This is a genomic window from Sphingomonas sp. NIBR02145, from assembly GCF_027359115.1.
GTDB lineage: Bacteria > Pseudomonadota > Alphaproteobacteria > Sphingomonadales > Sphingomonadaceae > Sphingomonas > Sphingomonas kyeonggiensis_A.
Genome location: NZ_CP114791.1, coordinates 3,481,487 through 3,504,471, shown reverse-complemented (window position 1 = coordinate 3,504,471; position 22,985 = coordinate 3,481,487). Strand labels below are relative to the sequence as shown.

The following is a 22,985-nucleotide window of genomic DNA, read 5'->3' as shown; positions in this document are numbered from 1 at the left end:
CCGGACGGCAAATCATTGCCGCCCCCCTTCAAAGCCGAGGGCGAGGACGGCGCGGCGCTGGCCGCGCCCGGTGGAAATCACGATGCGCGACGGATCGATCGCATGCTCGCGGATGAGCAGCGCGGCGACCGCACGGGCACGATCGGCAGCCAGGATCGGCCCGCTGCCGGTGGCCGGATCGACGTCCTGCGCCGACCCATCGACTTCGCCGGTGATGCGCAGGCGGGTACGCGGATCGCGCGCAGCACTGCGTGCCCATTCGAGCGCTGAGGCCGTATCGACCGGCACGGCCGAGCCCGGTGCGAAGCCGGTTGCAGTGGCGATATCGACCGGCATCGGCGCCGGCACTGCCACGCTTTCACTCGCGCCGAAGCCCGAACGGATGCCCGCGGCGAGCTTTATCGGATCGACCTGGCTGGCCTGGAGGAAGACGAAGAAGCCGACGAGCAGCAGCGACAGATCGGCCAGGGTGACCAGCCAGGGCGCGCGCGTGGGCTCCTCGTCGTCGAACACGGTCACGCCGCGATCTCCTTGAGCGTACCGCTGCCCGGCTCGATCCCGGCAAGCGTGGCCAGTGCCGGCTGGAGGCGGAGTCGCTCCTGCGCCTCATGCCGGGCACGGCGCTTGAGCCGCGTTGCGACGGGCAGCAGTGCAAGATTCGCGAGCAGCGCGCCATAGAGCGTCGCGAGCAGCGCCACGGCCATCGCGCCGCCGATCGCCTGGGGGTCCTTCATCGCGGCGAACATGCCGACCAGGCCAATCAGCGTGCCGACCATGCCCATCGCCGGCGCAAGCTCTGCAGCGCCCGACCAGACTTCCCAGCCGCCACGATGCCGCTCGAACCGGGCGCAGCGGCGCTGCTCGAGCAGGGTCTCGACGTCCTTGGCACTCGCGCCATCGACGATCGCGGCGACCGCGACGGCGATGTCCGGATCCTCGATCTTCGAGCGATCGAGCGCGATCACACCATGGCGCCGCGCGATCCGGCCGAGCGCCGAGACCTGGGCGACCAGCGGCTCGACATCGAAGCGGCGGCGCGGCAACTGGCCCAGCGCGACAACACCGCGGGCAAGATCGCCCGACGCGTTGCGCAGCACGGTGCCCGCCACCACGCCCCCGCCGACAATGGCGAGCGCGAGCGGATCGAGGAAAGTCCCGAGCGCGGGAAGCACATTCATATCCATGCCCGCATGGGTGCAAGAGGCGGGCCAATTGCGTGCGCCTCAGAGCCCGGCAACCTGCCCCGCCCCGACCGGCAACCCCGTGCCGACACACCGGCAAAACCTTGCCGCCCCTTGCCGTTCCTGAGGGGAATAGCGGTTTTTTCGCCCTTCCGGGCAATTTGGCACGACGGTTGCAGGGACCCCGCCGAACTTTTGTGCGGGAGACGTGCAATGCCCAATGACAACCTCTTCGGCGTACATGGCACAGCGCTCGCCGTGCGCTCGCAGCGCATGGGCATGCTGGCATCGAACATCGCGAATGCATCGACGCCGGGCTACAAGGCCAAGGACGTGGACTTCCGCGCCGCGCTCAACAGCGCGACCAGCGGTACCGGCTCGATCGATACCGCGATCGACGCCAACACGCTCTACCGCGTGCCGCTCCAGCCCTCGGCCGACGGCAATACCGTCGAGCTGACCACCGAGCAGACCGCCTTCGCCGAAAACGCCGTCGCCTATCAGACGACGCTGTCGTTCCTGAACGGCCGCATCGGCCAAATCACGCGCGCGCTGAAGGGAGAATAAGAAATGGGCGACCAGCCGCTTTCGATCTTCCAGGTCTCCGGCCGCGCGATGAGCGCGCAGCTGGTGCGGATGAACACCACGGCTTCGAACCTGGCCAATGTCGGCACGGTCTCGTCGAGTGCCGAAGCCGCCTATCGCACGATCAAGCCGGTGTTCCGCACCGCCTTCGACCAGGCGAGCGGGATGTCGACCGTCGATGTCGAGCAGGTGGTCACCGCGGGCTCCGAGCCGACCAAGCGCTACGATCCCGGCAACCCGATGGCCGACAAGGACGGCAATGTCTGGGAAGCCGCCGTGGATGAGACCCGGGAGCTGGTCGACATGATGGAGACCGCCCGGAACTACCAGAACAACGTCGAGGTGATGCAGACCGCCAAGTCGCTGATCATCGACACCCTCAAGCTGGGCCGCTGATCATGAGTGATTTCGATACTACCCTCGCCGGACTGGGCATCTCGCGGTACAACACCACGAGCACCACGAGCGGCACCACGCTCGACACCAAGGACACCTCCAACCTCGGCAAGACCGACATGGACGTATCCGACTTCCTGGCGCTGATGACGGCCCAGCTGAAGAACCAGGATCCGTTCGAGCCGGTCGATAACAGCCAGATGGTCGCCCAGATGGCGCAGTTCTCGTCGCTCTCCGGCATCACCGAGATGAGCTCGACGCTGAAGTCGATCTCCAGCCAGCTGAGCACCTCCACGCTCAACGACGCGATCGGCTATGTCGGCAAGACCGTGCTGGTCCAGGGCTCGACCGCCTATCCGCGCACCACCGGCGGCCTCGCCGGCGCCGTCGCGCTGGAGAAGGACGCGACCAACGTCACGGTGTCGATCAAGGATGCCAACGGCAACGCGGTCAAGACGATCGAGATGGGCAAGGAGACCAAGGGCGCGGTCGCCTGGGACTGGGACGGCAAGACCGATGCCGGCGAAGATGCCGGCGACGGCCCGTTCACCGTCAGCGTCACCGCCACCGACGGCACCGGCAACGTCAAGGCCTATCCGCTGGTCTGGGCGCCCGTCACCGCCGTCTCGATGGGATCCGACGGCAAGCCGCTCTTGACGCTTCCGGGCATCGGCAACGTTTCCACCGACGCCGTCTGGCAGGTCGGCTGAACCAGTTTTTCCAAGGAGTAACGGAAAATGTCCTTCTTCACTTCGCTCTCCGGCCTGCAGGCAGCGCAGACCGACATGTCGACGATCTCGCACAATCTCGCGAACGTGCAGACCAACGGCTTCAAGAAGAGCACCACCCAGTTCGCCGACGTCATCGCGTCGACCGCCAACATGAACCCGACCCAGATGGTCGGTTCGGGCGTGGTCGTGAAGGCAGTGCGCCAGCAGTTCGGCCAGGGTGGCTTCACCCAGTCGTCCTCGGCGCTCGACGTCGCGATCTCGGGTGACGGCTTCTTCATCGTCAAGGGCGACGAGAAGAGCGGCAACGGCGTTGCGTACACCCGCAACGGCAGCTTCCAGGTCGATGCCGACCGCTATGTGGTCGACGCCCAGGGCAACAAGCTGCAGGTTTATCCGGTGGACGGCTCGGGCGCGGTGGTCGCGACCGGTCTTTCCTCGACCGTCAGCCTGCGCCTGCCGCAGACCAGCGGCACGCCGCAGGCCACCGAGAACGTCAAGCTGGGCCTCAACCTCAACGCCGGCTCGGCGCTCCCGGCTGACAACGTCAAGTTCGACAGCACCGAATACAAGTTCGACCGCTTCGACCCGACGACCTACAACCAGTCGGTCCAGACCACGGTCTATGACGCGAACGGCAACGCGCTGACGCTGACCAACTATTTCGTCCGCGAGACCAAGCCGAGCGACACCGACGCGACCAGCAGCTGGAAGGTCTATTCGTTCGTCGGCGACCAGCAGCTGAACGCCGGCGACGATCCCAACACGATCTCGCAGTTCGAGCTGAAGTTCGACAGCACCGGCAAGCTCTCCGAGCCCACCACCCCCGTGACCTTCATGGGCTTCCTGGCGCCGGGCGCGACTTCGGAGCAGGTGCTCAAGCTCGACCTGACCCAGGGCACCACCCAGGTCAGTTCGCCGTTCAGCCTCAACTCGACCAAGCAGGACGGTTCGCCCGTCGGCCAGATCGAAGGCGTGACCATCGGCGACGACGGCACCGTGACCGCGAGCTTCTCGAACGGCGACACCCAGGCACTGGGCAAGGTCGTGCTGGCCAGCTTCACCAACAATGCGGGCCTGCGCCAGCTCGGCAACTCGACCTGGGCCGCCACCGGCTTCTCGGGCGATGCGCGCCTTGGCGAGCCGGGCACCAACGGGTTCGGCGGGCTGATGTCGGGCGCGATCGAGCGCTCGAACGTCGACATCACCGAGGAGCTGGTCAATCTGATCGCGGCGCAGCGCAACTTCCAGGCGAATGCCAAGGCGCTCGATACCGCCAGCCAGATGTCCCAGACCATCTTCAACATCCGCAGCTGATCTGATCGGCTGAGGAGGAGCAACCCATGGACCGGCTTGTCTATACCGCGATGTCTGGGCTCAGGAGCCAGATGCAGTCGCAGGCGACGATCGCGAACAACATCGCGAACGCCTCGACCATCGGCTTCCGCGCCGAGCGCGTCAGCTTCGACCGGCTGGTCCTCCAGGGTACGGGCATGGATTCGCGCCAGCTGGCGGCGGAAGAAGTCAACGACATCGACCGCACCAAGGGCACGATCGTCCAGACCGGCAACCCGCTCGATGTTGCCGTGAACGGCGATGCCTGGATGACCGTCCAGGCGACCGACGGCAGCGAAGCCTATACGAGGCGCGGCGATCTGAAGATCGCGCCCTCGGGCGTGCTGGAAACCGGCGACGGTTTCCCGGTGATGGGGTCGGGGGGCCCCATCACCGTGCCGCCCGCCGACAAGGTTTCGATCTCCGAGGACGGCACCGTCTCGATCGTGCCGCGTGGCGGCGATCCGACGCAGCCGCAGGTGGTCGACAAGATCAAGCTGGTCAGCACCGACGGTTCGCAGACCGTCAAGGGGCTGGACAATCTCCTCCATGTGAAGGGCGGCGGCGTGCTGCCCGAGGACATGGACGCCAAGGTGACCTCGGGTTCGCTCGAGCAGTCGAACGTCAATCTGACACAGGCGCTGGTCGACATGATCGAGAACCAGCGCGCCTACGAAGTGCAGGCCAACCTGCTCAAGGAAGCGAAGAACATGGACGAGAGCACCGCATCGCTGATGCGGATGCCGTCCTGATAGGGAGTAAGACCGATGGGTTCGGCAGCATTGCACATCGCGCGCACGGGTCTCGACGCCCAGGATACGCGCATGCGGGTCATCTCGAACAACCTCGCGAACGTGAACACGACCGCGTTCAAGAAGGACCGCGCCAGCTTCCAGACGCTCGCCTATCAGGTGGTCACGGCGCCTGGCGCCGCCTCGACGGCTGAGACCAAGTACGCGACCGGCCTCAACCTCGGCACCGGCGTGCGCGTGCAGGGCACGCAGCGGCTGGAGACCCAGGGATCGCTGCAGACGACCGGCAACGGCCTCGACATGGCGATCGACGGCAATGGCTATTTCCAGATCCAGCTGCCCGGCGGCGGCCTGGGCTATACCCGCGCGGGCAATTTCTCGCGCTCGGCGGAAGGCCAGCTGGTCACCTCCGAGGGCTATCAGGTGATGCCGGGCGTCACCATTCCCGAGGGCGCGATCTCGGTCACCGTCGGCACCGACGGCACCGTCTCGGCGCAGATGCCGAACCAGACCGACCTCACCCAGATCGGCCAGATCCAGATCGCCAGCTTCCCCAATCCGGCGGGCCTGCAGGCGGTGGGCGACAACTATCTGATCGAGACGCCGGCAAGCGGCACGGTCGCGCTCGGCAATGCCGGCGTCGATGGCCGCGGCACGATCCGGCAGGGCATGCTCGAAGGCTCGAACGTCAACGTCGTCGAGGAGCTGGTCGACATGATCGAGACCCAGCGCGCCTATGAGGTGAACTCGAAGATGATCTCGGCGACCGACGAGATGCTCAAATACGTCAACCAGAACATCTGAGGCGACGGATCATGACGCATCTCACCCGCATCGCCGCCGCCGCACTGACCGCCGCCGGGCTCGCCTTCGCCGCGACGCCGGCCCAGGCCCAGTTCCTCGGGATCGGCAAGAAGAAGCCAAAGGAGGATTTTTCCGTGACGCTTCCCAGCGCCGCACCCGCGACGCCGGCGCCGGCCAATGGCGGCATCTTCCAGGTGAACGACGGCTACGCCGCGCTCTACGAAGGCCAGCGCGCGCGCCGCGTGGGTGACCCGCTGTCGATTCTGCTGGTCGAGAAGACCGCAGCGTCCAAGTCGGCCGGCACCAAGCTCGACAGCTCGGGCGGCTTCGGCCTGACCCCGCCGAGCACCGGTGCGCTGTCGCTGTTCAAGGAAAGCGACGCCAGCGTGAGCGGCAAGCGCAACTTCAACGGCACCGGCACCGCCGACCAGGCCAATGCGCTGTCGGGCGAGATCAGCGTCACGGTTGCCGCGGTCTATCCGAACGGCACGATGCTGGTGCAGGGCCAGAAGCGCGTGACGCTCAACCGCGGCGACGAGTTCGTCCAGATCAAGGGTATCGTGCGCGTGGCGGACATCGACGCGAACAACCGCGTGCTTTCCACGCGCGTCGCCGATGCCCGCATCGCCTATACCGGCAAGGGCGATGTCGCCCGCGCCAGCCGCCAGGGCTGGCTGAGCCGGTTCTTCTCCGTGATCAGCCCCTTCTAAGCCGGAGCAGACCGATGATCCGCCGCTTCCTCGCGCTCGCCGCCCTCGCCCTTCTCGCAACTGCCCCGGCACACGCCCAGCGCGTGAAGGACCTGGGTGGGTTCCAGGGCATCCGTACCAACCAGCTGACCGGCTATGGCGTGGTCGTGGGCCTTCCCGGCACGGGCGACGACAATCTGGAATATACCGTCCAGTCGATGAAGGGCGTCACCTCGCGCTTCGGCCTGCAGCTGCCCCAGGGCGTGGCGCCGGGCCTGAAGAACGCGGCGGTAGTGATGATAACCGCCGAGCTGCCCGCCTTCGCCAAGCCGGGCCAGAAGCTCGACATCACCGTCTCGTCGATGGGCAAGGCCAAGTCGCTGCGCGGCGGTACGCTGATCCTCACGCCGCTCCAGGGCGCCGACGGCCAGATCTATGCGATGGCGCAGGGCAACCTTGCCGTGGGCGGGCTCGGCGCCGAGGGCGCCGACGGCTCGAAGATCGTGGTCAACACGCCGAGCTCCGGCCGCATCCCGGAAGGTGCCACCGTCGAGCGCAGCGTCGATACCGGCTTCGACAAGTCGCCCTTCATCACCTTCAACCTCGCCCGTGCCGACTTCACCACGGCGCAGCGGGTGCAGGACGCGATCAACCTTCGCTTCGGCCCCGGCCGCGCCCGCGCGATCGACGGCGTGTCGATCGCCATCCAGGCCCCCGAGGGCCGCGACGTGCGCGCCGAGCTGATGAGCGAAGTCGAGAACCTCAAGGTCGAGGCGGCCGAGGCCGCTGCCCGGGTGATCGTCAACGCGCGCACCGGCACCGTCGTGATCAACTCCGCCGTCCGGGTCAGCCCCGCTGCGGTAACACATGGTAAACTGACCGTTCGTATTGATGAGAACCAGCGCACCAGCCAGCCCGCGCCGTTCAGCAAGGGCGAGACGCGCACCGAGCAGCACAGCACGGTCGGCGTCGAAGAGGAGAAGCACCCCATGTTCCTGATGGACCCGGGCCCCAAGCTCTCGGACGTCGTCAAGGCGGTGAACGCGATCGGCGCGTCGCCGGCGGACCTGGTCGCCATCCTCGAGGCACTCAAGGAAGCCGGCGCGCTCAAGGCGGAGCTGATCATCCTGTGAGCAACGTGCTTGGCCCCATCGGCAGCCCGTCGGGCGGCGTGTCGACCGACACGTCGCGCCTGGCGAACAAGGAGAATCTCGAAGCCGCCGGCCAGCGCTTCGAGGCCGTCTTCACAGGCATGATGCTGAAGTCGATGCGCCAGGCCAAGCTCGGCGACGGGCTGTTCGACAGCAAGGGCGAGGACCAGTTCCGCGACATGCAGGACCAGCAGCTCGCCCAGAGCATGGCCGTGCACGCTCCGATCGGCATCGGTAAGGCGATGACCGCCTTCCTGGCCAAGAGCATGAAGACCGAGACGGCAGCCGAACCCGGCACCGCGCCCACCGCGACAGAAGGAGGCACCGTCAAATGACCGACCTGCTTTCGATCGGCGCCAGCGGCGCACGCGCCTACCAGTCGGCACTCGCCACCACGTCGGACAATATCGCCAATGCGGCGACCACCGGCTATTCGCGCCGCGTCGCCACGGTGCGCGAAGTCGTCGCCACCGGCGGCAACACCAGCGCGATCAATTCGGGCCTGGGCGCCAATGTCGGCGGCGTTATTCGCGCGGCGGATGCCTTCAAGGCGACCGAAGTGCGCAGCGCCAGTTCCGACCTTGCCCGTACGCTCGCCGGCGCGACCTGGCTGGGCCGCATCGATACGGGCCTGACGCAGAACAATCTCGGCGGCCAGCTGACTGCCTTCTTCACTTCGGCAAAGGCTGTGGCCGCGGATCCGACCGCGCTGCCGGCGCGCGCGACCCTGCTCGAGAACGCGGCCAGCGTCGCCGCCGCCTTCGGCGCGACCGGCAAGGCGCTCGACGGCGCGATGACCGACCTCAAGGCCTCGGCCGACACGGCGGTGACCCAGCTCAACAATCTTTCCGCGAGCCTCGCCAAGGTGAATGCCGGGCTTGCCCGCGCGACCGACGGCACCGCCGGCCAGGCCGCGCTGCTCGACCAGCGCGACCAGATGCTCGAGCAGATGAGCGCGCTCACCGACGTCAACGTAAGCTTCGATGCCTATGGCCGCGCTTCGGTGCGCGCCGGTGGCAGCTCGGGCCCCGCGCTCGTCGACGGCGCGCAGGCAGCGATCGTTTCGCAGACCAGCAACGACGAAGGCGCCTTTGCCTTTTCGGTACGCCAGCCGACCGGCGAAGTGCAGATCATGTCCCCGAACGGCGGCGCGATGGCCGGCATTGCCGAGAGCGGCAGCCGCATCGCGACGGCGCGCGACCAGATCAGCCAGATGGCGCAGGATTTCGCCGAGGGCGTCAACGCCGTCCAGGCGGCGGGCGGCGACCTGCAGGGCAATGCCGGCCAGCCGATCTTCGCGGTCGGCGATCCCGCCTATCAGCTGACCGCGGTGATGAGCGATCCGCGCGGTATCGCGGCCGCTGCGGCCGGTGGCGGCACCCGCGACAACAGCAATCTCGCCGGGCTCGAAGCGCTGCGCACCAGCGGCAATTTCGAGCAGGGCGTCACCGATCTCACCGCCGCCAACGGCGCGGCGCTCGCGGGCCGCAACAGCGTCGCCGATGCCCAGTCGTCGATCCGGGACGCCGCCGTTTCGGCGCGCGATTCGATCAGCGGGGTGAACATCGACGAGGAGGCCGTCGATCTGATGCGCTTCCAGCAGGCCTATCAGGCGTCTACCCGCGTGATCCAGGTCGCGCGCGAAACGCTCCAGTCGATCCTCGATATCAGGTAAACGATCATGCGCATCTCCACTTCGCAGATGTACAGCCGCCCGGTGTCGCTGATGACCCAGCTCACCGCCGAGGCCGACAAGACCCAGACCCAGATCGCCACGACCAAGCTGGGCGTGACCGCGGTCTCGGACGCGGCCGCCTATGTGAAGCTGCAGCAGATCCAGCGCGCCACCACGGGCGATTCGACCTACAAGGCCAACATCAACGTCGCACAGGGCGTGATCGCGCAGACCGACCAGACGCTCGACAGCGTCGAGACGCAGCTCCAGCGCGCGCTCGAGCTTGCCACCCGCGCCGCCAACGACACGCTGTCGGATTCGGACCGTGCCGCGATCGGCGAAGAGCTGAGCGCGATCCGCGACACGCTCTACGGCCTGGCCAACACCAAGGACGACATCCGCGGCCAGCCGCTGTTCGGCGGCGCGGCCGGCGATACCGCCTATGTGAAGAACGCCGACGGCTCGATCAGCTTCGCCGGCACCGGCGATCCTTCGGGCATCCCGGTGGCCGATGGCGAGAGCATCCAGCCGACGATCAGCGGCGCGCGTGTGTTCACCACCGGCGATGTCGATATGTTCAAGACGATCGGCGACCTGGCCGATGCGCTCAAATCAGGCACCAATGTCCATGCCGCCGGCGACACCGCGCTGGCCGGCATCAACGCCTCGCTCGACCAGGTGACGCTGGCGCGCGCTTCGGTGGGCGCACGGGCGGCGCGGCTCGATCTCGAGGCTGACCGGCTGACCGCCGTCGCCGAGACGCGCGAGAGCACCCGATCGGGAATCGAGGACACCGATATCCCGACCGCGGTCGCCAATCTGCAGAAGACGCTGACCGTGCTGCAGGCGACCCAGGCCAGCTTTACCAAGCTGACCAGCGTCTCGCTGTTCGACTACCTCAAGTAAACTACCGGGAAGACGCGATTTTCCGGCCGCTAGACGGCCCGCGCGCAAATCCAAAGCGAAAGCGCGAAATAGTTGGCGCCGGTAACGAATTAACCATGTTTTTCCGCTGAATATCACGGCGAAACGGTCGTTAACCGAGACGACAAATCGGGGGTTTCGCGCACATGTTTCCGGCAATCGGCCTCGTCATCCTGCTGGCAATGGTCTTCGGTGGTTTCGCGATCACCGGCGGCGCGCTCGGCCCCGTGCTCGAAGCCATCCCGCACGAGATGCTGATCATCGGCGGCGCCGCCGCCGGCGCGCTCGTCATCGGCAACTCCACCAAGGAGCTGAAGGCGCTCGGCGGCGGCCTGGCCAAGGTGCTCAAGGGCCCGAAATACAAGAAGCAGGACTATCTCGACACGATCTTCCTGGTCTCGAAGCTGATGAAGATGCTGCGGACCGAAGGCCCGATCGCGCTCGAGCCACATGTCGAGGATCCCAAGTCCAGTGCGATCTTCGCCGAATATCCGCGCCTGCTCGCCGATCACACGCTGATCAACCTGATCACGGACACGCTGCGCCTCGTCGTCGTCTCGTCCGGCACGCTCGACGTGCATGCGGTCGAGGAAGTGATGGATAACTCGATCAAGACCCACCATCACGAAGTACAGGGCCCGCAGACCACGCTCCAGTCGCTCGGCGACGCATTGCCGGCACTCGGCATCGTCGCCGCCGTGCTCGGCGTGGTGAAGACGATGGGCTCGATCGACAAGCCGCCGAGCATCCTCGGCGCGATGATCGGTTCGGCGCTGGTCGGCACCTTCATGGGCGTGCTGCTGGCGTACGGCATCGTCGCGCCGCTGGCCGGCCGCCTGCAGCAGGTGATCGATGCCGATGCGGCGATCTATCACGTCGTGAAGCAGATCATCATCGCTTCGCTCCACGGCCATCCGCAGCCGCTGGTGATCGAAGCGGCGCGTTCCAGCATCGCGCACGCCAACCAGCCGGGCTTCGGCGAAGTGTTCGACGGGCTGAGGGGCCGGTAAGTGGCCGCGCAGCGCGCACCCCATGGAAACCAGCTCCAGCCGAAGATCATCGTCAAGAAGATCATCGTCGAGGGGCATGGCGGCCATCACGGCGGCGCCTGGAAGGTGGCCTATGCCGACTTCGTGACCGCGATGATGGCGTTCTTCCTGCTGCTGTGGATCCTCGGCGCCACCACCGAGAAGCAGCGCAAGGCGCTTGCCGACTATTTCGCGCCGACCCTGGTCGAGCTCAAGCAGAACAGCGCCGGCTCGAACGGCCTGTTCGGCGGCGAGGCGATCAACCAGCGCGACAACTATCCCGGCAAGGCATCGCAGACCGGCACCAAGTCGCTGACCGTGCCGGTGGGCGGCGCCGGCGGCAAGGATGTCGGCACCGGCAGCAAGGGTACGCTCAAGGACCAGCGCGCGCTGACTCAGCAGGACCAGAAGAATTTCGAGGAAACCGCCAAGCGCATCCGCCAGCGCATGCGGATGACTCCGGCGCTTTCGAAGCTCGCCAACCATGTCCGCTTCGTGCCGACGCGCGACGGCATGCGGATCGACCTGCTCGACGATGCGAACTATTCGATGTTCAACCTGGGCACGACTGCCCTGGTGCCCGAAGCGAGCGCGCTGATCGGCACGATCGCCGAATCGATCAAGGGCATGGAAAACCCGATCATGATCCGCGGCCATACCGACAGTCTCGGCTATGGCGATCCGCTGGCGATGAACAACTGGATGCTCTCCAGCGGCCGCGCCGAAGCCACGCGCCGGCGCCTGCTGTCAGGCAGCGTTACCGAAACGCGCTTCGAGCGGATCGAGGGCGTGGCCGACCGCGAACCGCTGATCGTCGAGAATCCCGCCGACCCGCGCAACCGCCGCGTCTCGATCACCCTGCTCTATCGCCGGATCATGGACCAGGACCAGCAGGGCCGCTTCCGTCCCGGCCTGCGCGCCAGCCGCGAAGCCGGCGCGCCGCTGGAGCATTAAACCAGCGCGCCGAAACGCGCCGGCGCGTTTCCTCAGAAGAACTGCTTGCGGAAGGTCAGCTTGACCGTGCGGCCGAGAGGATCGCGCAGGTTCGGCGCATAGGCCGCCGGCGTCAGGCCATTCTGGTCGGTCACCCGCTGGCGGGCATTGAAGATGTTATCGACGCGCAGCTGGATCCGCGAACCGCGGAACCAGGGATGCTTGAGCAGGAAATCGATGTCCTGGCCCGGGTTGTACTCGGCGAGCAGGTTCAGCTTGGCGAGGCTGCCGAAGTTGAGCTCGCTGATGCTGCCCGGGATCGCCGCGCTGCCGGTGCTGGTATGCGTGCCGCTGGTCCAGTTGCCGTTGAGCTGGACGAGCATCGCGTCGCGCTTCACGCCCGCGGTGATGTCGATGCGGTGCGCGGCAATCGACTGGGCGCTGTCGCCGCTCAGCCGGTCGATCACGGGCAGGCCTGGACGGATCTGGATCTCATCCTTGAGCACCCAGGTGTGATAGGCGCTGAAGATCAGGCGGTTGCCGCCACCCCCGCCGCCAAAGCCGCCACGGCCGCCGCCCGGACCGCCACCAAAGCGCGGACCGCCGCCCTGACCGCCGCCACCGGCACCCGGCCCCTGGCCCGGCGCATCGGTCTGAACCCGGCCCTGGCCCTGCTCCTGCCCCTGGGGCTGCGGCTGGTTCTGGCCCTGCTGCCCTTCAGGGCGCGGGCCGCGGAACTGCTGGCTCATCGTGCCGCCGAACAGGCTCGATTGCTGGCCGAAGCGGCGGAACTGCTCGAACATCGCGGTCATCTCGGCCGGCATGGGCTGGCCGGTGCGGCGCGATTCCTCGCGGGCCTTCTGGAAGGCCTCGCGCCGCGCCTGCATCCGCTTCTGCTGCGGCGAGGCGATCGGCAGGAACAGGTTGAAGCCCCAGCGCAGTTCCGAATGCTCGGTCCGGTCATAGTTCACCGGGCGCGAATCGATGCTGAGCAGCCGGCCGGCGCCGTCGCGGACAAAGCGATCGGGGAACGCCGCCTCGACTTCGGCCGAAGCGCCGGGGAAGCTCTGGATCGCGTTGCGGAAGCGCGAATTGGTGTAGTTCACCACGATGCCGAGATTGGTCTCGGTGAGTGGCCGAATGTTGAGCCCGGCGCGGAACACGTGCCGGCTGTCGGCGCTCAGCAGCGCGTTGCCGCCGGTGATCTGGCTGATGTTGACGCTTTCGCCGCGCACGAAGTCATAGACGGTCACATTGGGCGTGGTGATCACCGGATTGCCGAGCTGGCCCGGCGTCGGCGCGTTGCTGTCGTCGATGACGCTGACGATCGCCTGGACCTGGGTGATCGGCGACCAGTTGAAGCCATAGCCGGTGGTGGTCAGCCGGCCGAAGTCCGAGAGCTGCTCGACTTCGATATTGGCGTTGATCGAGAAGTCGCCGATCGCATCGAGCACCGCGCGGCGGCGGCTGGCGATCGGCACGCTGATGTTGCCGCGGATGCTGCCGGTGTCGCGCGAGATGTCGCTGTTGCTGAACACCCCCGAGCGGAAGGAGCGGCCCGAAAGATCGTTGGTGCGCCCGGCCACGCGGATGCTCGTGATGACGTCGCCCGCCGGCAGCTTGAACAGCGCGCCGTTGGTGAGGAACTCGACATTGCCGACCTTCGTGGTCGATTCGGTCCAGTCGTTCGGCCGGATGACGAGCGCGCTGTAGGGCAGTTCGCCGAACGGGTTGAAGCTCGCGTCATTGGCGTTGAGCAGCGCCTGCATCTGCGAGGGATCGATGCCGCGCGTCGTGGTCGAATCGCTGCCCGTCTGCTGGTAATTGGCGTTGAGCGACCAGCGCCAGCTCTTGATCCAGGGTGCCGAATCGCCGTTGATCGTCACTTCGCCGCGCAGCGCCTGGCTGCCGCCCGAGCGAGTGAGCGGGTTGAGATTGTCGTAATAGCGCAGCAGCTGGACGTTCTGGCTGAAGGGCGACCAGCGATTGCCCGCCGGCAGGGTCAGCGTCGCGCTGGGCAGGCCGAGCCAGGATTCATTCTCGGTAACGTCGAGATTGATCGTCGCGGTCGCGCTCACCTTGGGCGAAAGCGCACGATTGTAGATGCCGCTGACGTTCAGCGTCTTCGCCGGGCCGATCAGGGTGCGATAGGGCGTGAGATCGGTGACGTTGGGATCGTTGGCATTGGCCGCATAGGCCGAAAGCGGCAGCAGGCCATTGGCTGCGTTCGCCGGCACGCCGGCGACGGTGACGGACGACCCGACCAGCGCGCTCAGCGCCGGATCGATCTGCGCACCGCCGATGCCGGTGATGTTGCCGGTGGTGTCGAACAGCGAATTGCCCGCGCGGGTTACCCCGCGCTCGCTCTCGAGGAGCGCTGAATTCTGGTTGTACTTCACATCCAGCGTCACCCGCCCGTCGCGGTTGAGCTTGAGGATGTTGACGTTGCCGCTGCCGGTGAAGTTGCCGCCGGCGGTGGGCATCTGCCCCTCCAGCACGGTGGTGAGCGCCTGGAAGCGCCGGCGCAGCACGAAGTTGATCACCTTCTGCGTGGCCGCATAGCCATATTGCAGCGCGACTTCCTCGGGCAGGATATCGATCCGCTCGATCGCCTCGGTCGGCAGGTCGCGGACTTCATTCATGCTCGAGCGGCGACCGCTGATCAGGATCACCGGCTGCTCGTCGCCGCGGCCCGAACCGCTGCCGAGCTGCGCCTGGAGCGCCGTGATCAGCTCCGACACGTTCGAGGCGCCATAGGCACGGATATCGGCGGGGTTGAGCTGCACCTCCGGCTTCACATCGGTCTTCACCGCACCCGGAAGCACGCCGTTGACGACGATCGCGCCTTCATCCCCCATCTCGTCGCTGCCGCTGTCTTGCGACGCCGCCGGCCGGGCCGGCTGCTGCGGACGGTCCTGCGCGGGCGTGGGTGTGGGCTGCTGCTGCGCCTGGGCCAGTGCGGCTCCCGGCATGGCGCCGACAAGCAACCCCGCAATAGCAGACCCAAGCATCAACGTAGAACGCATGAATTCCCCACCCTTTTCGAAAACCCCGGCAGTGCAGTGACACCGCTCGCATGAACAAGGCGTGGCTAAGCGCGACTTGTCGCAGAAGTTTGCCCGGTTCTCGAAAAAATTGCGGCACCGCGGCGATGTCGCCGGGTGCCTGCATTTTTCACTGGTGCGGTCGAGAAGACTCGAACTTCCACGGCCTTTCGGCCACAACGACCTCAACGTTGCGCGTCTACCAGTTCCGCCACGACCGCACGTGAAATCCGCTGGTTGGGATACCAACGGCTGGTAAGGCAGCGGCCCCTAGCAATGCGTTTCGGACATTGCAAGCGGTTCCGCCACGCTTTTCCAAACGAAGCGAAATCCGCTAAGCGCGCCCTCCCATGCGCCTCTCCCCCGATCTTTCCGCCGAGATGCGCCGAATCCTGTCGCTGGCATGGCCGGTGGCGTTGACCAGCCTCAACTGGACGATCCTCCACGTCACCGATGTCGTCGTGGTCGGCTTCACCGGCACCGAGCAGGTCGCGGCGCTGGGCGCTAGCCGCGCGCTGACCTTCCCGGGCATCGTGATGGGGCTCGGGGCGCTGACCGGCGTGCTCGTCCATGTCTCGCGCGCCGACGGCGCCAGGGACCTGCCCGGCACCGGCCGCGCGCTGCACCAGGGGCTGCTGCTCGCGATCGTCCTTGGCCTGCTCAGCGCCTTGCTGCTCTTCGCCTTTGCCGAGCCGATGCTGCTCGGCATCGGTGTGGCGAGGGAAGTCGCGCCGCTTGCCGCCGATGTCGTGCGGGTGATGGCGCTCGCCTATCCCTTCCAGCTGCTGATCATCGCCGCGAGCTTCTTCCTCGAAGGCGTGAGCCGTCCGCAACGCGTCACGGTGGTCAACCTGGCGATCCTGCCGGTCAACGCGCTGCTCGCCTGGGCATTGTCTGCCGGGCATCTCGGCCTGCCCGCGATGGGCGCGACCGGTGCGGCGCTGGCTACTGCGATTGCCTCTGCCCTCGGCGCGGCCGGAATGGTCGGCGCGGCCTGGACGCTGCCCCGCGCCCGCCAGCGCGGCGTACAGGACCTGGCGCATCTGTTCAGCCGCGATTCGCTGACCGGCGCGCTTGGCCTCGCCAAGTTCGGGCTGGTGCCCGCCATCGCCTCGGGCCTCGAGCTGGTAGGCTTCTCGATCCTGATCGCGCTTTCGACCGAACTGGGCGACGTGACCACCCACGCCTTCCAGATCGTCTTCTCGATCCACAACGTCACTTTCTCGGTCGCGCTGGGGCTGGGATCGGCGGCGGGGGTACGCGTAGGCAATGCGGTGGGCGAAGGCGCCCCCCAGGCCGCGGCTCGGCGTGCGGCGATCGCCGCTGCGCTGGCCGCGCTGGCGACGGGGCTGCTCGCCGTGCTGCTGGTACTGGCGCCCCACCCCTTTGTCGCGCTGTTCCCGGCGGTGGCCGAGGTGCGGACGCTCGCACTAATGATGCTGCCGGTCTGGGCCCCCTTCATCCTGTTCGACGGGGTGCAAGTGGTATTCGTCTATGCGCTGCGCTCGCTCGGCGACCAGGTGGTGGCCGGGATCAACTCGGTGATCGCCTTCTTCATCGTCACGGGCGGCGCAGGCCTGCTGCTCGTCCGCACGCTGGATCTGGGCGCGACCGGATTGGCGCTGGCATCGGGCATGGGCATGGTGGTCGCCGCGACCTTGCACGGCACCCGGCTCTGGTGGGTCAGCCGCCGATTTCGGTAGCGAAGGTCAGCCGGGCCGAGCGCGCGCTGCGCGGCGGATCGACCTGGGCCGAGTTGAAATCGATCACCTGCTTCGGGCCAAGCTCGCGCACCTGCGGGGTGACCCGCCAGCTATAGACCAGCCGGTTCTGCTCGTCCTTCAGCTCGATGCGGATATCGGGCACATGCTGCTTGTCGGCCGTGGGATTGGCCACCTTGCCCGAGATGATGAACAGCTCGCTCCCGTTGGTCTGGGTGCGCAGCTCGACATTCTTCTCGGTGAACACCAGCGGCGTCTCGACTTCGCCGCCCAGGCCAAGACCGATCCCGAGCTGGGCGGCAAGGCCGGGCGCGCCCGAATAGAGGATCGCACCGGTGCCGAGCAGCATCGAGAAGCCCGCGACGAACGCCGCGGCAGTCCAGCGCCGGGCCGGATTCCGGCGGGGCTTGAACGGCGGCTGCGGCGCGAAGGGATCATAGTCGGGCGTGGCGCCGGCAGCGGCCATGATCGAGGCATCGTCGAACACGCGCGGCGCGGCGGGCGCTTCCCGCTTCGGTACCTCGGCCTCGCGCTTGGGCGCCTGGGTGACCGGACCGTCCGACGCCGTGGCACGGGTGGTCAGGTCGAGCGCGACCGGGGCCTGGAACCAGCTATGCTTGCAGCTCGCGCAGCGCACGGTGCGGCCGTCGGCGCCAATGGCGCTGTTGGGCACCAGATAGCGGGTTCGGCACTGGCTGCATTCGAGGATCATTACGCGCGGCTCACGACACGGGGGCCTGTCGCCCGATTGTCACGATTCTAGACCCATCGATTCGCGGCCACAAGAGTCCCCGTCCCGAGTATCCCCAGCTTCTTGAGCGGGGCGGGTCTCTGTGCGATGGCAGGTGCAAGGGAAGCGCCGGGAGCCTGATGGCCAGCATCGTTCAATTCGAGAATGTCGGCCTGCGCTATGGTTCAGGCGACGAGACTCTCTCGGATGTCAGCTTTTCGCTGAACACCGGCAGTTTCTATTTCCTCACCGGCCCGTCCGGTGCGGGCAAGACCTCGCTGCTCAAATTGCTCTACCTCGCCCAGCGGCCGAGCCGCGGCACGGTGCGGCTGTTCGGCGAGGATGCCGGCGCGCTGCCCCGCACCCGGCTTCCCGGCTTCCGCCGGCGGATCGGCGTGGTGTTCCAGGACTTCCGGCTGGTCCCGCACCTCTCCGCCTATGACAATATCGCGCTCCCCCTGCGCGTCGCCGGCGTGTCCGAGAGCGATATCGAGGCGCCGGTACGCGAGATGCTCGCCTGGGTCGGCCTCACCGACCGCGGCCGCGCCAAGCCGCCGACACTTTCGGGCGGCGAGCAGCAGCGCATCGCCATTGCCCGCGCCGTGATCGGCCGCCCCGAGCTGCTCGTCGCCGACGAGCCGACCGGCAATGTTGACCCCGACATGGCCGAGCGGCTGCTGCACCTGTTCGACAGCCTCAACCGCCTCGGCACCACCGTGGTGGTGGCGACGCACGACTTCCACCTGCTCAACCGCATCCCCAACGCGCATATGATGCGGCTGGAAAAAGGCCGGCTGAACGACCCCACCGGCGCGCTGCGCAACCCGCCGCCGGGGCGCGCATGAAGCTGAGCCTCAATCCCAATGCGCCCGACCGCCGCCTGCTCGACGAGAGCCGGCGGACGCGCGCCATGACCTGGATCATGGCGATCATGCTGTTCCTCACCGTGCTGGCCGGCGCGCTGGGGCTGGGCATGTTCGCCGCGACGGCGCAGCTCGATCGCCAGCTGGCCGGCCGGATGACGATCCAGGTCGTCGAGCCCAATGCCGCCACCCGTGACAGCGAAGTTAAGGCACTGCGCGCCGCCCTGCCGCGCGTGGCCGGCGTGACCCGTGTCGCCGAAGTCGATCGGCAGCGGCTGGCCGAACTGCTCAAGCCCTGGCTGGGCGATACCGGGCTCGATCCCGACCTGCCGATGCCGGCGATGATCGATGTGGAGACGCGCGGCGGCAACAGCGCCGCCGTCGAGCAGACCGCCAGGGCGATCGCGCCGAACGCCCGGATCGACCGGCACGCCCAGTGGCTCTCGCCCGTGCGCAGCTTCATGACCACGATGAGCTGGCTCGCCGTCGGGCTGATGCTGCTGATCGCCACCGCCACCGCCGCGGTGGTGCTGCTTGCCGCGCGTTCGGGGCTGGACACGCACCGTGACACCATCGATGTGCTCCACATGCTCGGCTCCACCGATGTCCAGATCGCCCGCCTGTTCCAGCGGCGGATCGCGTTCGACACGCTGCTCGGCGGCCTGATCGGCACGCTGGCGGCGCTGGGGCTCGTCTGGTTCCTCCAGTCGCGCATGGCGCTGGTCGGCTCGGAGATGCTGAGCGGTGTGGCGTTGCAGCAGCGCGACTGGTTCCTGCTCCTGCTGCTGCCGCTCGGCTTCGCGCTGCTCGCCACCTTCGCCGCACGCAAGACCGTGCTGCGCGCGCTGGGCCGCACGCTGTGATCCTGCGGCTGATTGCCCTGGTCGTGATCGCCTGGCTGCTCGGCTTCGCCGCGTTCATGCTCTCGCTCGGCCATCCGCTCGAGGGCCGCAAGACCGATGCGATCGTGGTGCTGACCGGCGGGCCGAAGCGGATCGACCGCGCGCTTGCCGTGCTGCGCGCCGGCGATGCGGAACGGCTGCTGGTCAGCGGAGTCGATCCCGATGTGCGGCCGGGCGAGTTCGCGGCGGAGTACAAGATCGACCGCAAGCTGATGCGCTGCTGCGTCGACCTGGGCTGGCAGGCGGTCGATACCCGTTCGAACGCCGAGGAGACGGCGGAATGGGTGAAGGAGCATGGCTACAAGACCGTGCGCCTCGTCACCTCGGACTGGCACATGCCGCGGGCGCGGCTGGAGCTTTCGCATGCGCTGAAGGGCGTCGAGGTGATCGGCGATCCGGTGCGCAGCCAGCCGGGCTTCGCCATGCTGTTCCGCGAATATCACAAATATCTGGTGCGGCGGATCGCGCTGCTGATGGGCGCCAATTGATGAACCTGCTGCGCACGCTGATCTTCTCGATCTTCTTCTACGGCCTGTCGATCCTCCTGGTGCTGCTGGTGCCGCTGGTCGCGCTGCTCGGCGGCGATGCGCTGCGCACCTATGCGATGGCCTGGGTGGCGCTGATGACCTGGTCCGCCCGCTGGATCCTGGGCATAAGGGTGCAGATTGAGGGGACGATCCCGAAAGGCCCGGTGCTGTTCGCCGGCAAGCATGAATCGCTGTTCGAGGCGCTGGAACTAAGCCGGCTGCTCGGCTCCCCTGCCACGGTGATGAAGCGCGAGCTGGCCCAGATCCCGCTCTGGGGCTGGGCGGCGCGGCGCTACGGCGTGATCATCGTCAACCGCACCGCCAATGCCGCGGCGCTGCGTTCGATGATGAAGGACGCCAAGGCCGCCCTGGCGCAGGGCCGCTCGGTGCTGATCTTCCCCGAAGGCACGCGCGTGAAGCCGGGCGAGGCGCCCGAGCTGCGATCGGGCTTTGCCGGGCTCTACCGGATGCTCGAGCTGCCGGTGGTGCCGATCGCGGTGAAGAGCGGCCATGTCTGGCCCAAGCGCGGCATCAAGAAGCCGGGCGTCATCACCTTCCGCTTCCTCGACCCGATCCCGCCGGGCCTGCCCCGCGCGGAGGCCGAGGCGAAGGTCCATGCCGGGATCAATGCGCTGAACGGCTGAGCGCGCTCCAGCAGGGCCTGCGCGGCGACTCGCCAAAGTACACGAAGTACAGGCCAAGAACGGGTTTTTGTCGGCGCTATTTTCCCCATCTTCTCCGGCAACGCGCCGCATCCCGCAACGATCTTGCGCGGGCGTGATCCTATTTCCCCAACGGATTCAAGGCGCGGCCGGCCGCAAAGCCGACCGCCCAAGGCAAGCAGGCGAAATCCTACATTGCAAGCCCGTTGGAGGTCTCAGTCGTGAACTGTTCCCCGGCGAAAGCCGGGGTGCAGATATCGCGGGAGGGCGACGCGCTATTTGTGCGCGCGGCCGAAGTCCGGGGCGGCATCGTCCTGGCCCTGCTCGATGATCGAGCGGCGGATCGTGCGGGTGCGGCTGAACAACTCGAACAGCTCGTCGCCCTTGCCCCAGCGGATCGCGCGCTGGAGCGCGGTCAGGTCCTCGGAGAAGCGCTGGAGCATGTCGAGCACCGCTTCCTTGTTGGCCAGGAACACGTCGCGCCACATGGTCGGGTCCGAGGCGGCGATGCGAGTGAAGTCGCGAAAGCCGCCGGCCGAATATTTGATTACCTCGGACTGGGTGACTTCCTCCATGTCCGATGCGGTGCCGACGATCGTATAGGCGATCAGGTGGGGCAGGTGGCTGGTGACGGCGAGAACGCGGTCGTGATGATCGGGCGCCATCGTCTCGACCTGGGCCCCCAGGCGGCGCCAGAACTCCAGCACGCGCTCGACGGCGAAGGGCGCGGTGCCCTCGACCGGCGTGATGATGCACCAGCGGCCCTGGAACAGCGAGGCGAAGCCGGCTTCGGGCCCGCTATTCTCGGTGCCCGCCACCGGGTGCGCCGGCACGAACACGGCGCCGGGCAATGCGGCATGCACCGCCTCGACCACGCTTTCCTTGCACGAGCCGACATCGCTGACGATCGCGTCCGCGGGCAGGTCCACCGCGATCTCCGCCGCCGCCGCGCCCATCGCGCCGACCGGGACGCAGAGGATGACGAGGTCCGCGTCGATCACCGAGGTGCCGGCGGTGTCCGCGATATCGTCGCACAGGTCGATGCGCACCGCCGTCTCGCGCACCGCCGGATCGGCATCATAGCCGGTCACCCGCACGCTTGGCATGTGCTGGCGGATGCCGCGCGCGATCGACGAGCCGATCAGGCCCAGCCCGATGATGGTGATGCGCGCGAAGGGCAGCATCAGTCCTCGCCAGCCATCTTGCGGAGCGAGGCCATCACGCCGCGCGTCTCATCCTCGGTGCCGATGGTGATGCGCAGGCCATGCGGCAGGCCCTGGCCGGGCAGCCAGCGGACGATATAGCCGTCTTCCATCAGGCCCTTGTACGCCGCCTCGGCGGTGAGCTGGCCTTCGAACAGCACCAGCACGAAATTCGCCTGGCTCGGCACGGCGCGCAGGCCCTTGTTGCCCAGCTTGGCGATCTCGGCGGAGAACCAGCGGCGCCACTCGGCATTATGCGCCTTGGTGTGATCGACGAAATCGGTATCGCCCAGCGCCGCGACCGCCGCCGCGGTGCCCGCGATGGTGATCGAGAAGGGCAGGCGGATGCGGTGCATCGCCTCGATGATCGGCGCCGAGGCATAGCCCCAGCCGATCCGCTCGGCGGCAAGGCCGTACATCTTGGAGAAGGTGCGCGTCACCAGCACGTTCGGCGCGCTGCGGGCCAGCTCCATGCCGCCATCATCGTCGTCGCCTTCGATATATTCGGCATAGGCATGGTCGAGCACGAGCAGCACGGTGCTCGGCAGGCCGGCGTGCAGGCGCAGGATCTCCGAGCGCGGCGCATAGGTGCCGGTCGGGTTGTTGGGATTGGCGACGAAGACGACCTTGGTCTTGTCGGTCACCGAGGCGAGGATCGCGTCGACATCGGTCGCGTAATCCTTGTCGGGTGCCACCACCGGGATCGCACCGACGCGGCGAGTCGCGATCGGGTACACGGTGAAGCCGTAATGGACGTAGATGATCTCGTCGCCCGGACCGGCGAACGCACCGGCGGCGAGGTGGAGCACTTCGTCCGAGCCGTTGCCGTAGATGATCCGCGCGGGATCGAGGCCATATTTGGCCGCGATCGTCTCGCGCAGCTCGACGGCGCTGGCATCCGGATAGCGCTCGAGGCTGGTCGCGGCGGTGAGGAAAGCCTCCCGCGCCTTTTGCGAAGTGCCGAGCGGATTCTCGTTGGACGAGAGCTTGGTCACCTTGCGGCCGTCATCGGTGGTGGAGCGCCCCGGCACATAGGGGGCGATTTCCATGATCCAGGGCTTGGGAACGGGTGCGGTCATGGTCGCGCGGCTTGGCGGAATGGTTACCGGATGGCAAGGGTCCGGCGCTAGGGCTTCATGGTTAAGCAGGAGCC

The 22,985-nt window shown here is 67.3% G+C and carries 24 protein-coding genes and 1 tRNA gene; 18 read left to right on the top strand and 7 right to left on the bottom strand.

Translation table 11 applies throughout. From position 1 onward, the window contains the following. Positions 1-12 precede the first annotated feature (12 nt). Positions 13-519 (bottom strand): flagellar motor protein MotB, encoded by a 507-nt coding sequence (locus tag O3305_RS15870; RefSeq protein WP_269573403.1) that lies wholly within the window; start codon positions 517-519, stop codon positions 13-15. Continuing rightward, entirely contained in the window at positions 516-1,178 is a 663-nt protein-coding gene (locus O3305_RS15865; RefSeq protein ID WP_269573402.1) for a motility protein A, read from the bottom strand. The genes O3305_RS15870 and O3305_RS15865 overlap by 4 nt, the downstream gene beginning before the upstream one ends. 216 nt (positions 1,179-1,394) lie before the next feature. Between O3305_RS15865 and flgB the strand changes: the two genes are divergently transcribed. The 13 genes from flgB (at position 1,395) to O3305_RS15800 (ending at position 12,202) form a co-directional block, all read left to right on the top strand. After that, a complete protein-coding gene (gene flgB, locus O3305_RS15860) occupies positions 1,395-1,748 on the top strand; it encodes a flagellar basal body rod protein FlgB (RefSeq protein WP_269573401.1) in 354 nt (117 codons plus the stop codon). Positions 1,749-1,751: 3 nt separating this feature from the next. Further along, complete coding sequence (flgC, locus tag O3305_RS15855; protein WP_269573400.1) at positions 1,752-2,162, top strand: flagellar basal body rod protein FlgC; 411 nt, start codon at positions 1,752-1,754, stop codon at positions 2,160-2,162. Between the two features lie 2 nt (positions 2,163-2,164). After that, complete coding sequence (locus tag O3305_RS15850; RefSeq protein WP_269573399.1) at positions 2,165-2,872, top strand: flagellar hook assembly protein FlgD; 708 nt, start codon at positions 2,165-2,167, stop codon at positions 2,870-2,872. Between the two features lie 27 nt (positions 2,873-2,899). After that, positions 2,900-4,207: a flagellar hook protein FlgE gene (locus tag O3305_RS15845; protein ID WP_269573398.1), complete on the top strand. Its 1,308-nt coding sequence runs from the start codon at positions 2,900-2,902 to the stop codon at positions 4,205-4,207. Positions 4,208-4,233: 26 nt separating this feature from the next. Beyond that, the gene (flgF, locus tag O3305_RS15840) at positions 4,234-4,977 is read left to right on the top strand and encodes a flagellar basal-body rod protein FlgF (RefSeq protein ID WP_184163088.1); all 744 of its coding nucleotides are present in this window, start codon (positions 4,234-4,236) and stop codon (positions 4,975-4,977) included. Between the two features lie 15 nt (positions 4,978-4,992). Then, positions 4,993-5,781: a flagellar basal-body rod protein FlgG gene (flgG, locus tag O3305_RS15835; protein ID WP_184163091.1), complete on the top strand. Its 789-nt coding sequence runs from the start codon at positions 4,993-4,995 to the stop codon at positions 5,779-5,781. An 11-nt stretch (positions 5,782-5,792) separates the two neighbouring features. Continuing rightward, the gene (locus tag O3305_RS15830) at positions 5,793-6,491 is read left to right on the top strand and encodes a flagellar basal body L-ring protein FlgH (RefSeq protein WP_269573397.1); all 699 of its coding nucleotides are present in this window, start codon (positions 5,793-5,795) and stop codon (positions 6,489-6,491) included. Positions 6,492-6,505: 14 nt separating this feature from the next. Continuing rightward, a complete protein-coding gene (locus O3305_RS15825) occupies positions 6,506-7,603 on the top strand; it encodes a flagellar basal body P-ring protein FlgI (RefSeq protein WP_269573396.1) in 1,098 nt (365 codons plus the stop codon). Then, positions 7,600-7,956: a rod-binding protein gene (locus tag O3305_RS15820; RefSeq protein WP_269573395.1), complete on the top strand. Its 357-nt coding sequence runs from the start codon at positions 7,600-7,602 to the stop codon at positions 7,954-7,956. Before O3305_RS15825 ends, O3305_RS15820 begins: the two co-directional genes overlap by 4 nt. Continuing rightward, a complete protein-coding gene (gene flgK / locus O3305_RS15815) occupies positions 7,953-9,296 on the top strand; it encodes a flagellar hook-associated protein FlgK (RefSeq protein WP_269573394.1) in 1,344 nt (447 codons plus the stop codon). Before O3305_RS15820 ends, flgK begins: the two co-directional genes overlap by 4 nt. 6 nt (positions 9,297-9,302) lie before the next feature. Then, positions 9,303-10,202 carry a flagellin N-terminal helical domain-containing protein gene (locus O3305_RS15810; protein ID WP_269573393.1) on the top strand — a complete coding sequence of 300 codons (900 nt, stop codon included), beginning with the start codon at positions 9,303-9,305 and terminating at the stop codon, positions 10,200-10,202. 164 nt (positions 10,203-10,366) lie between these two features. Next, positions 10,367-11,230: a flagellar motor stator protein MotA gene (motA, locus tag O3305_RS15805; RefSeq protein WP_184163112.1), complete on the top strand. Its 864-nt coding sequence runs from the start codon at positions 10,367-10,369 to the stop codon at positions 11,228-11,230. Then, positions 11,231-12,202, top strand: coding sequence for a flagellar motor protein MotB (locus tag O3305_RS15800; protein WP_184163115.1), 972 nt, complete (start codon positions 11,231-11,233; stop codon positions 12,200-12,202). A gap of 32 nt (positions 12,203-12,234) precedes the next feature. Here O3305_RS15800 and O3305_RS15795 read toward each other — a convergent pair whose 3' ends face one another. Both O3305_RS15795 and O3305_RS15790 read right to left on the bottom strand, forming a co-directional pair. Continuing rightward, on the bottom strand, positions 12,235-15,207 hold the full coding sequence (locus O3305_RS15795) for a TonB-dependent receptor (protein ID WP_269573392.1): 2,973 nt from the start codon (positions 15,205-15,207) through the stop codon (positions 12,235-12,237). Between the two features lie 152 nt (positions 15,208-15,359). Next, positions 15,360-15,446 (bottom strand) — tRNA-Leu (locus O3305_RS15790). A 129-nt stretch (positions 15,447-15,575) separates the two neighbouring features. Here O3305_RS15790 and O3305_RS15785 point away from each other — a divergent pair. Then, positions 15,576-16,928, top strand: coding sequence for an MATE family efflux transporter (locus tag O3305_RS15785; protein ID WP_269573391.1), 1,353 nt, complete (start codon positions 15,576-15,578; stop codon positions 16,926-16,928). Here the strand turns inward: O3305_RS15785 and O3305_RS15780 are convergent. Continuing rightward, a complete protein-coding gene (locus O3305_RS15780; RefSeq protein ID WP_269573390.1) occupies positions 16,909-17,658 on the bottom strand; it encodes an MJ0042-type zinc finger domain-containing protein in 750 nt (249 codons plus the stop codon). The two genes, O3305_RS15785 and O3305_RS15780, sit on opposite strands and share 20 nt — an antisense overlap. Before the next feature lie 158 nt (positions 17,659-17,816). Between O3305_RS15780 and ftsE the strand changes: the two genes are divergently transcribed. The 4 genes from ftsE to O3305_RS15760 are packed head-to-tail and all read left to right on the top strand — an operon-like array spanning position 17,817 to position 20,612. After that, positions 17,817-18,521 (top strand): cell division ATP-binding protein FtsE, encoded by a 705-nt coding sequence (ftsE, locus tag O3305_RS15775; protein ID WP_184163127.1) that lies wholly within the window; start codon positions 17,817-17,819, stop codon positions 18,519-18,521. Continuing rightward, a complete protein-coding gene (locus O3305_RS15770; protein ID WP_184163131.1) occupies positions 18,518-19,402 on the top strand; it encodes a cell division protein FtsX in 885 nt (294 codons plus the stop codon). The genes ftsE and O3305_RS15770 overlap by 4 nt, the downstream gene beginning before the upstream one ends. Next, positions 19,399-19,929: a YdcF family protein gene (locus tag O3305_RS15765; RefSeq protein ID WP_269573389.1), complete on the top strand. Its 531-nt coding sequence runs from the start codon at positions 19,399-19,401 to the stop codon at positions 19,927-19,929. The genes O3305_RS15770 and O3305_RS15765 overlap by 4 nt, the downstream gene beginning before the upstream one ends. Next, positions 19,929-20,612 carry a lysophospholipid acyltransferase family protein gene (locus tag O3305_RS15760; protein WP_269573388.1) on the top strand — a complete coding sequence of 228 codons (684 nt, stop codon included), beginning with the start codon at positions 19,929-19,931 and terminating at the stop codon, positions 20,610-20,612. The genes O3305_RS15765 and O3305_RS15760 overlap by 1 nt, the downstream gene beginning before the upstream one ends. A 293-nt stretch (positions 20,613-20,905) precedes the next feature. Here the strand turns inward: O3305_RS15760 and O3305_RS15755 are convergent, their stop codons facing one another. Next, entirely contained in the window at positions 20,906-21,814 is a 909-nt protein-coding gene (locus O3305_RS15755; RefSeq protein WP_269573387.1) for a prephenate/arogenate dehydrogenase family protein, read from the bottom strand. Further along, the gene (gene hisC / locus O3305_RS15750) at positions 21,814-22,911 is read right to left on the bottom strand and encodes a histidinol-phosphate transaminase (RefSeq protein ID WP_269573386.1); all 1,098 of its coding nucleotides are present in this window, start codon (positions 22,909-22,911) and stop codon (positions 21,814-21,816) included. Before hisC ends, O3305_RS15755 begins: the two co-directional genes overlap by 1 nt. Positions 22,912-22,985: the final 74 nt, after the last annotated feature.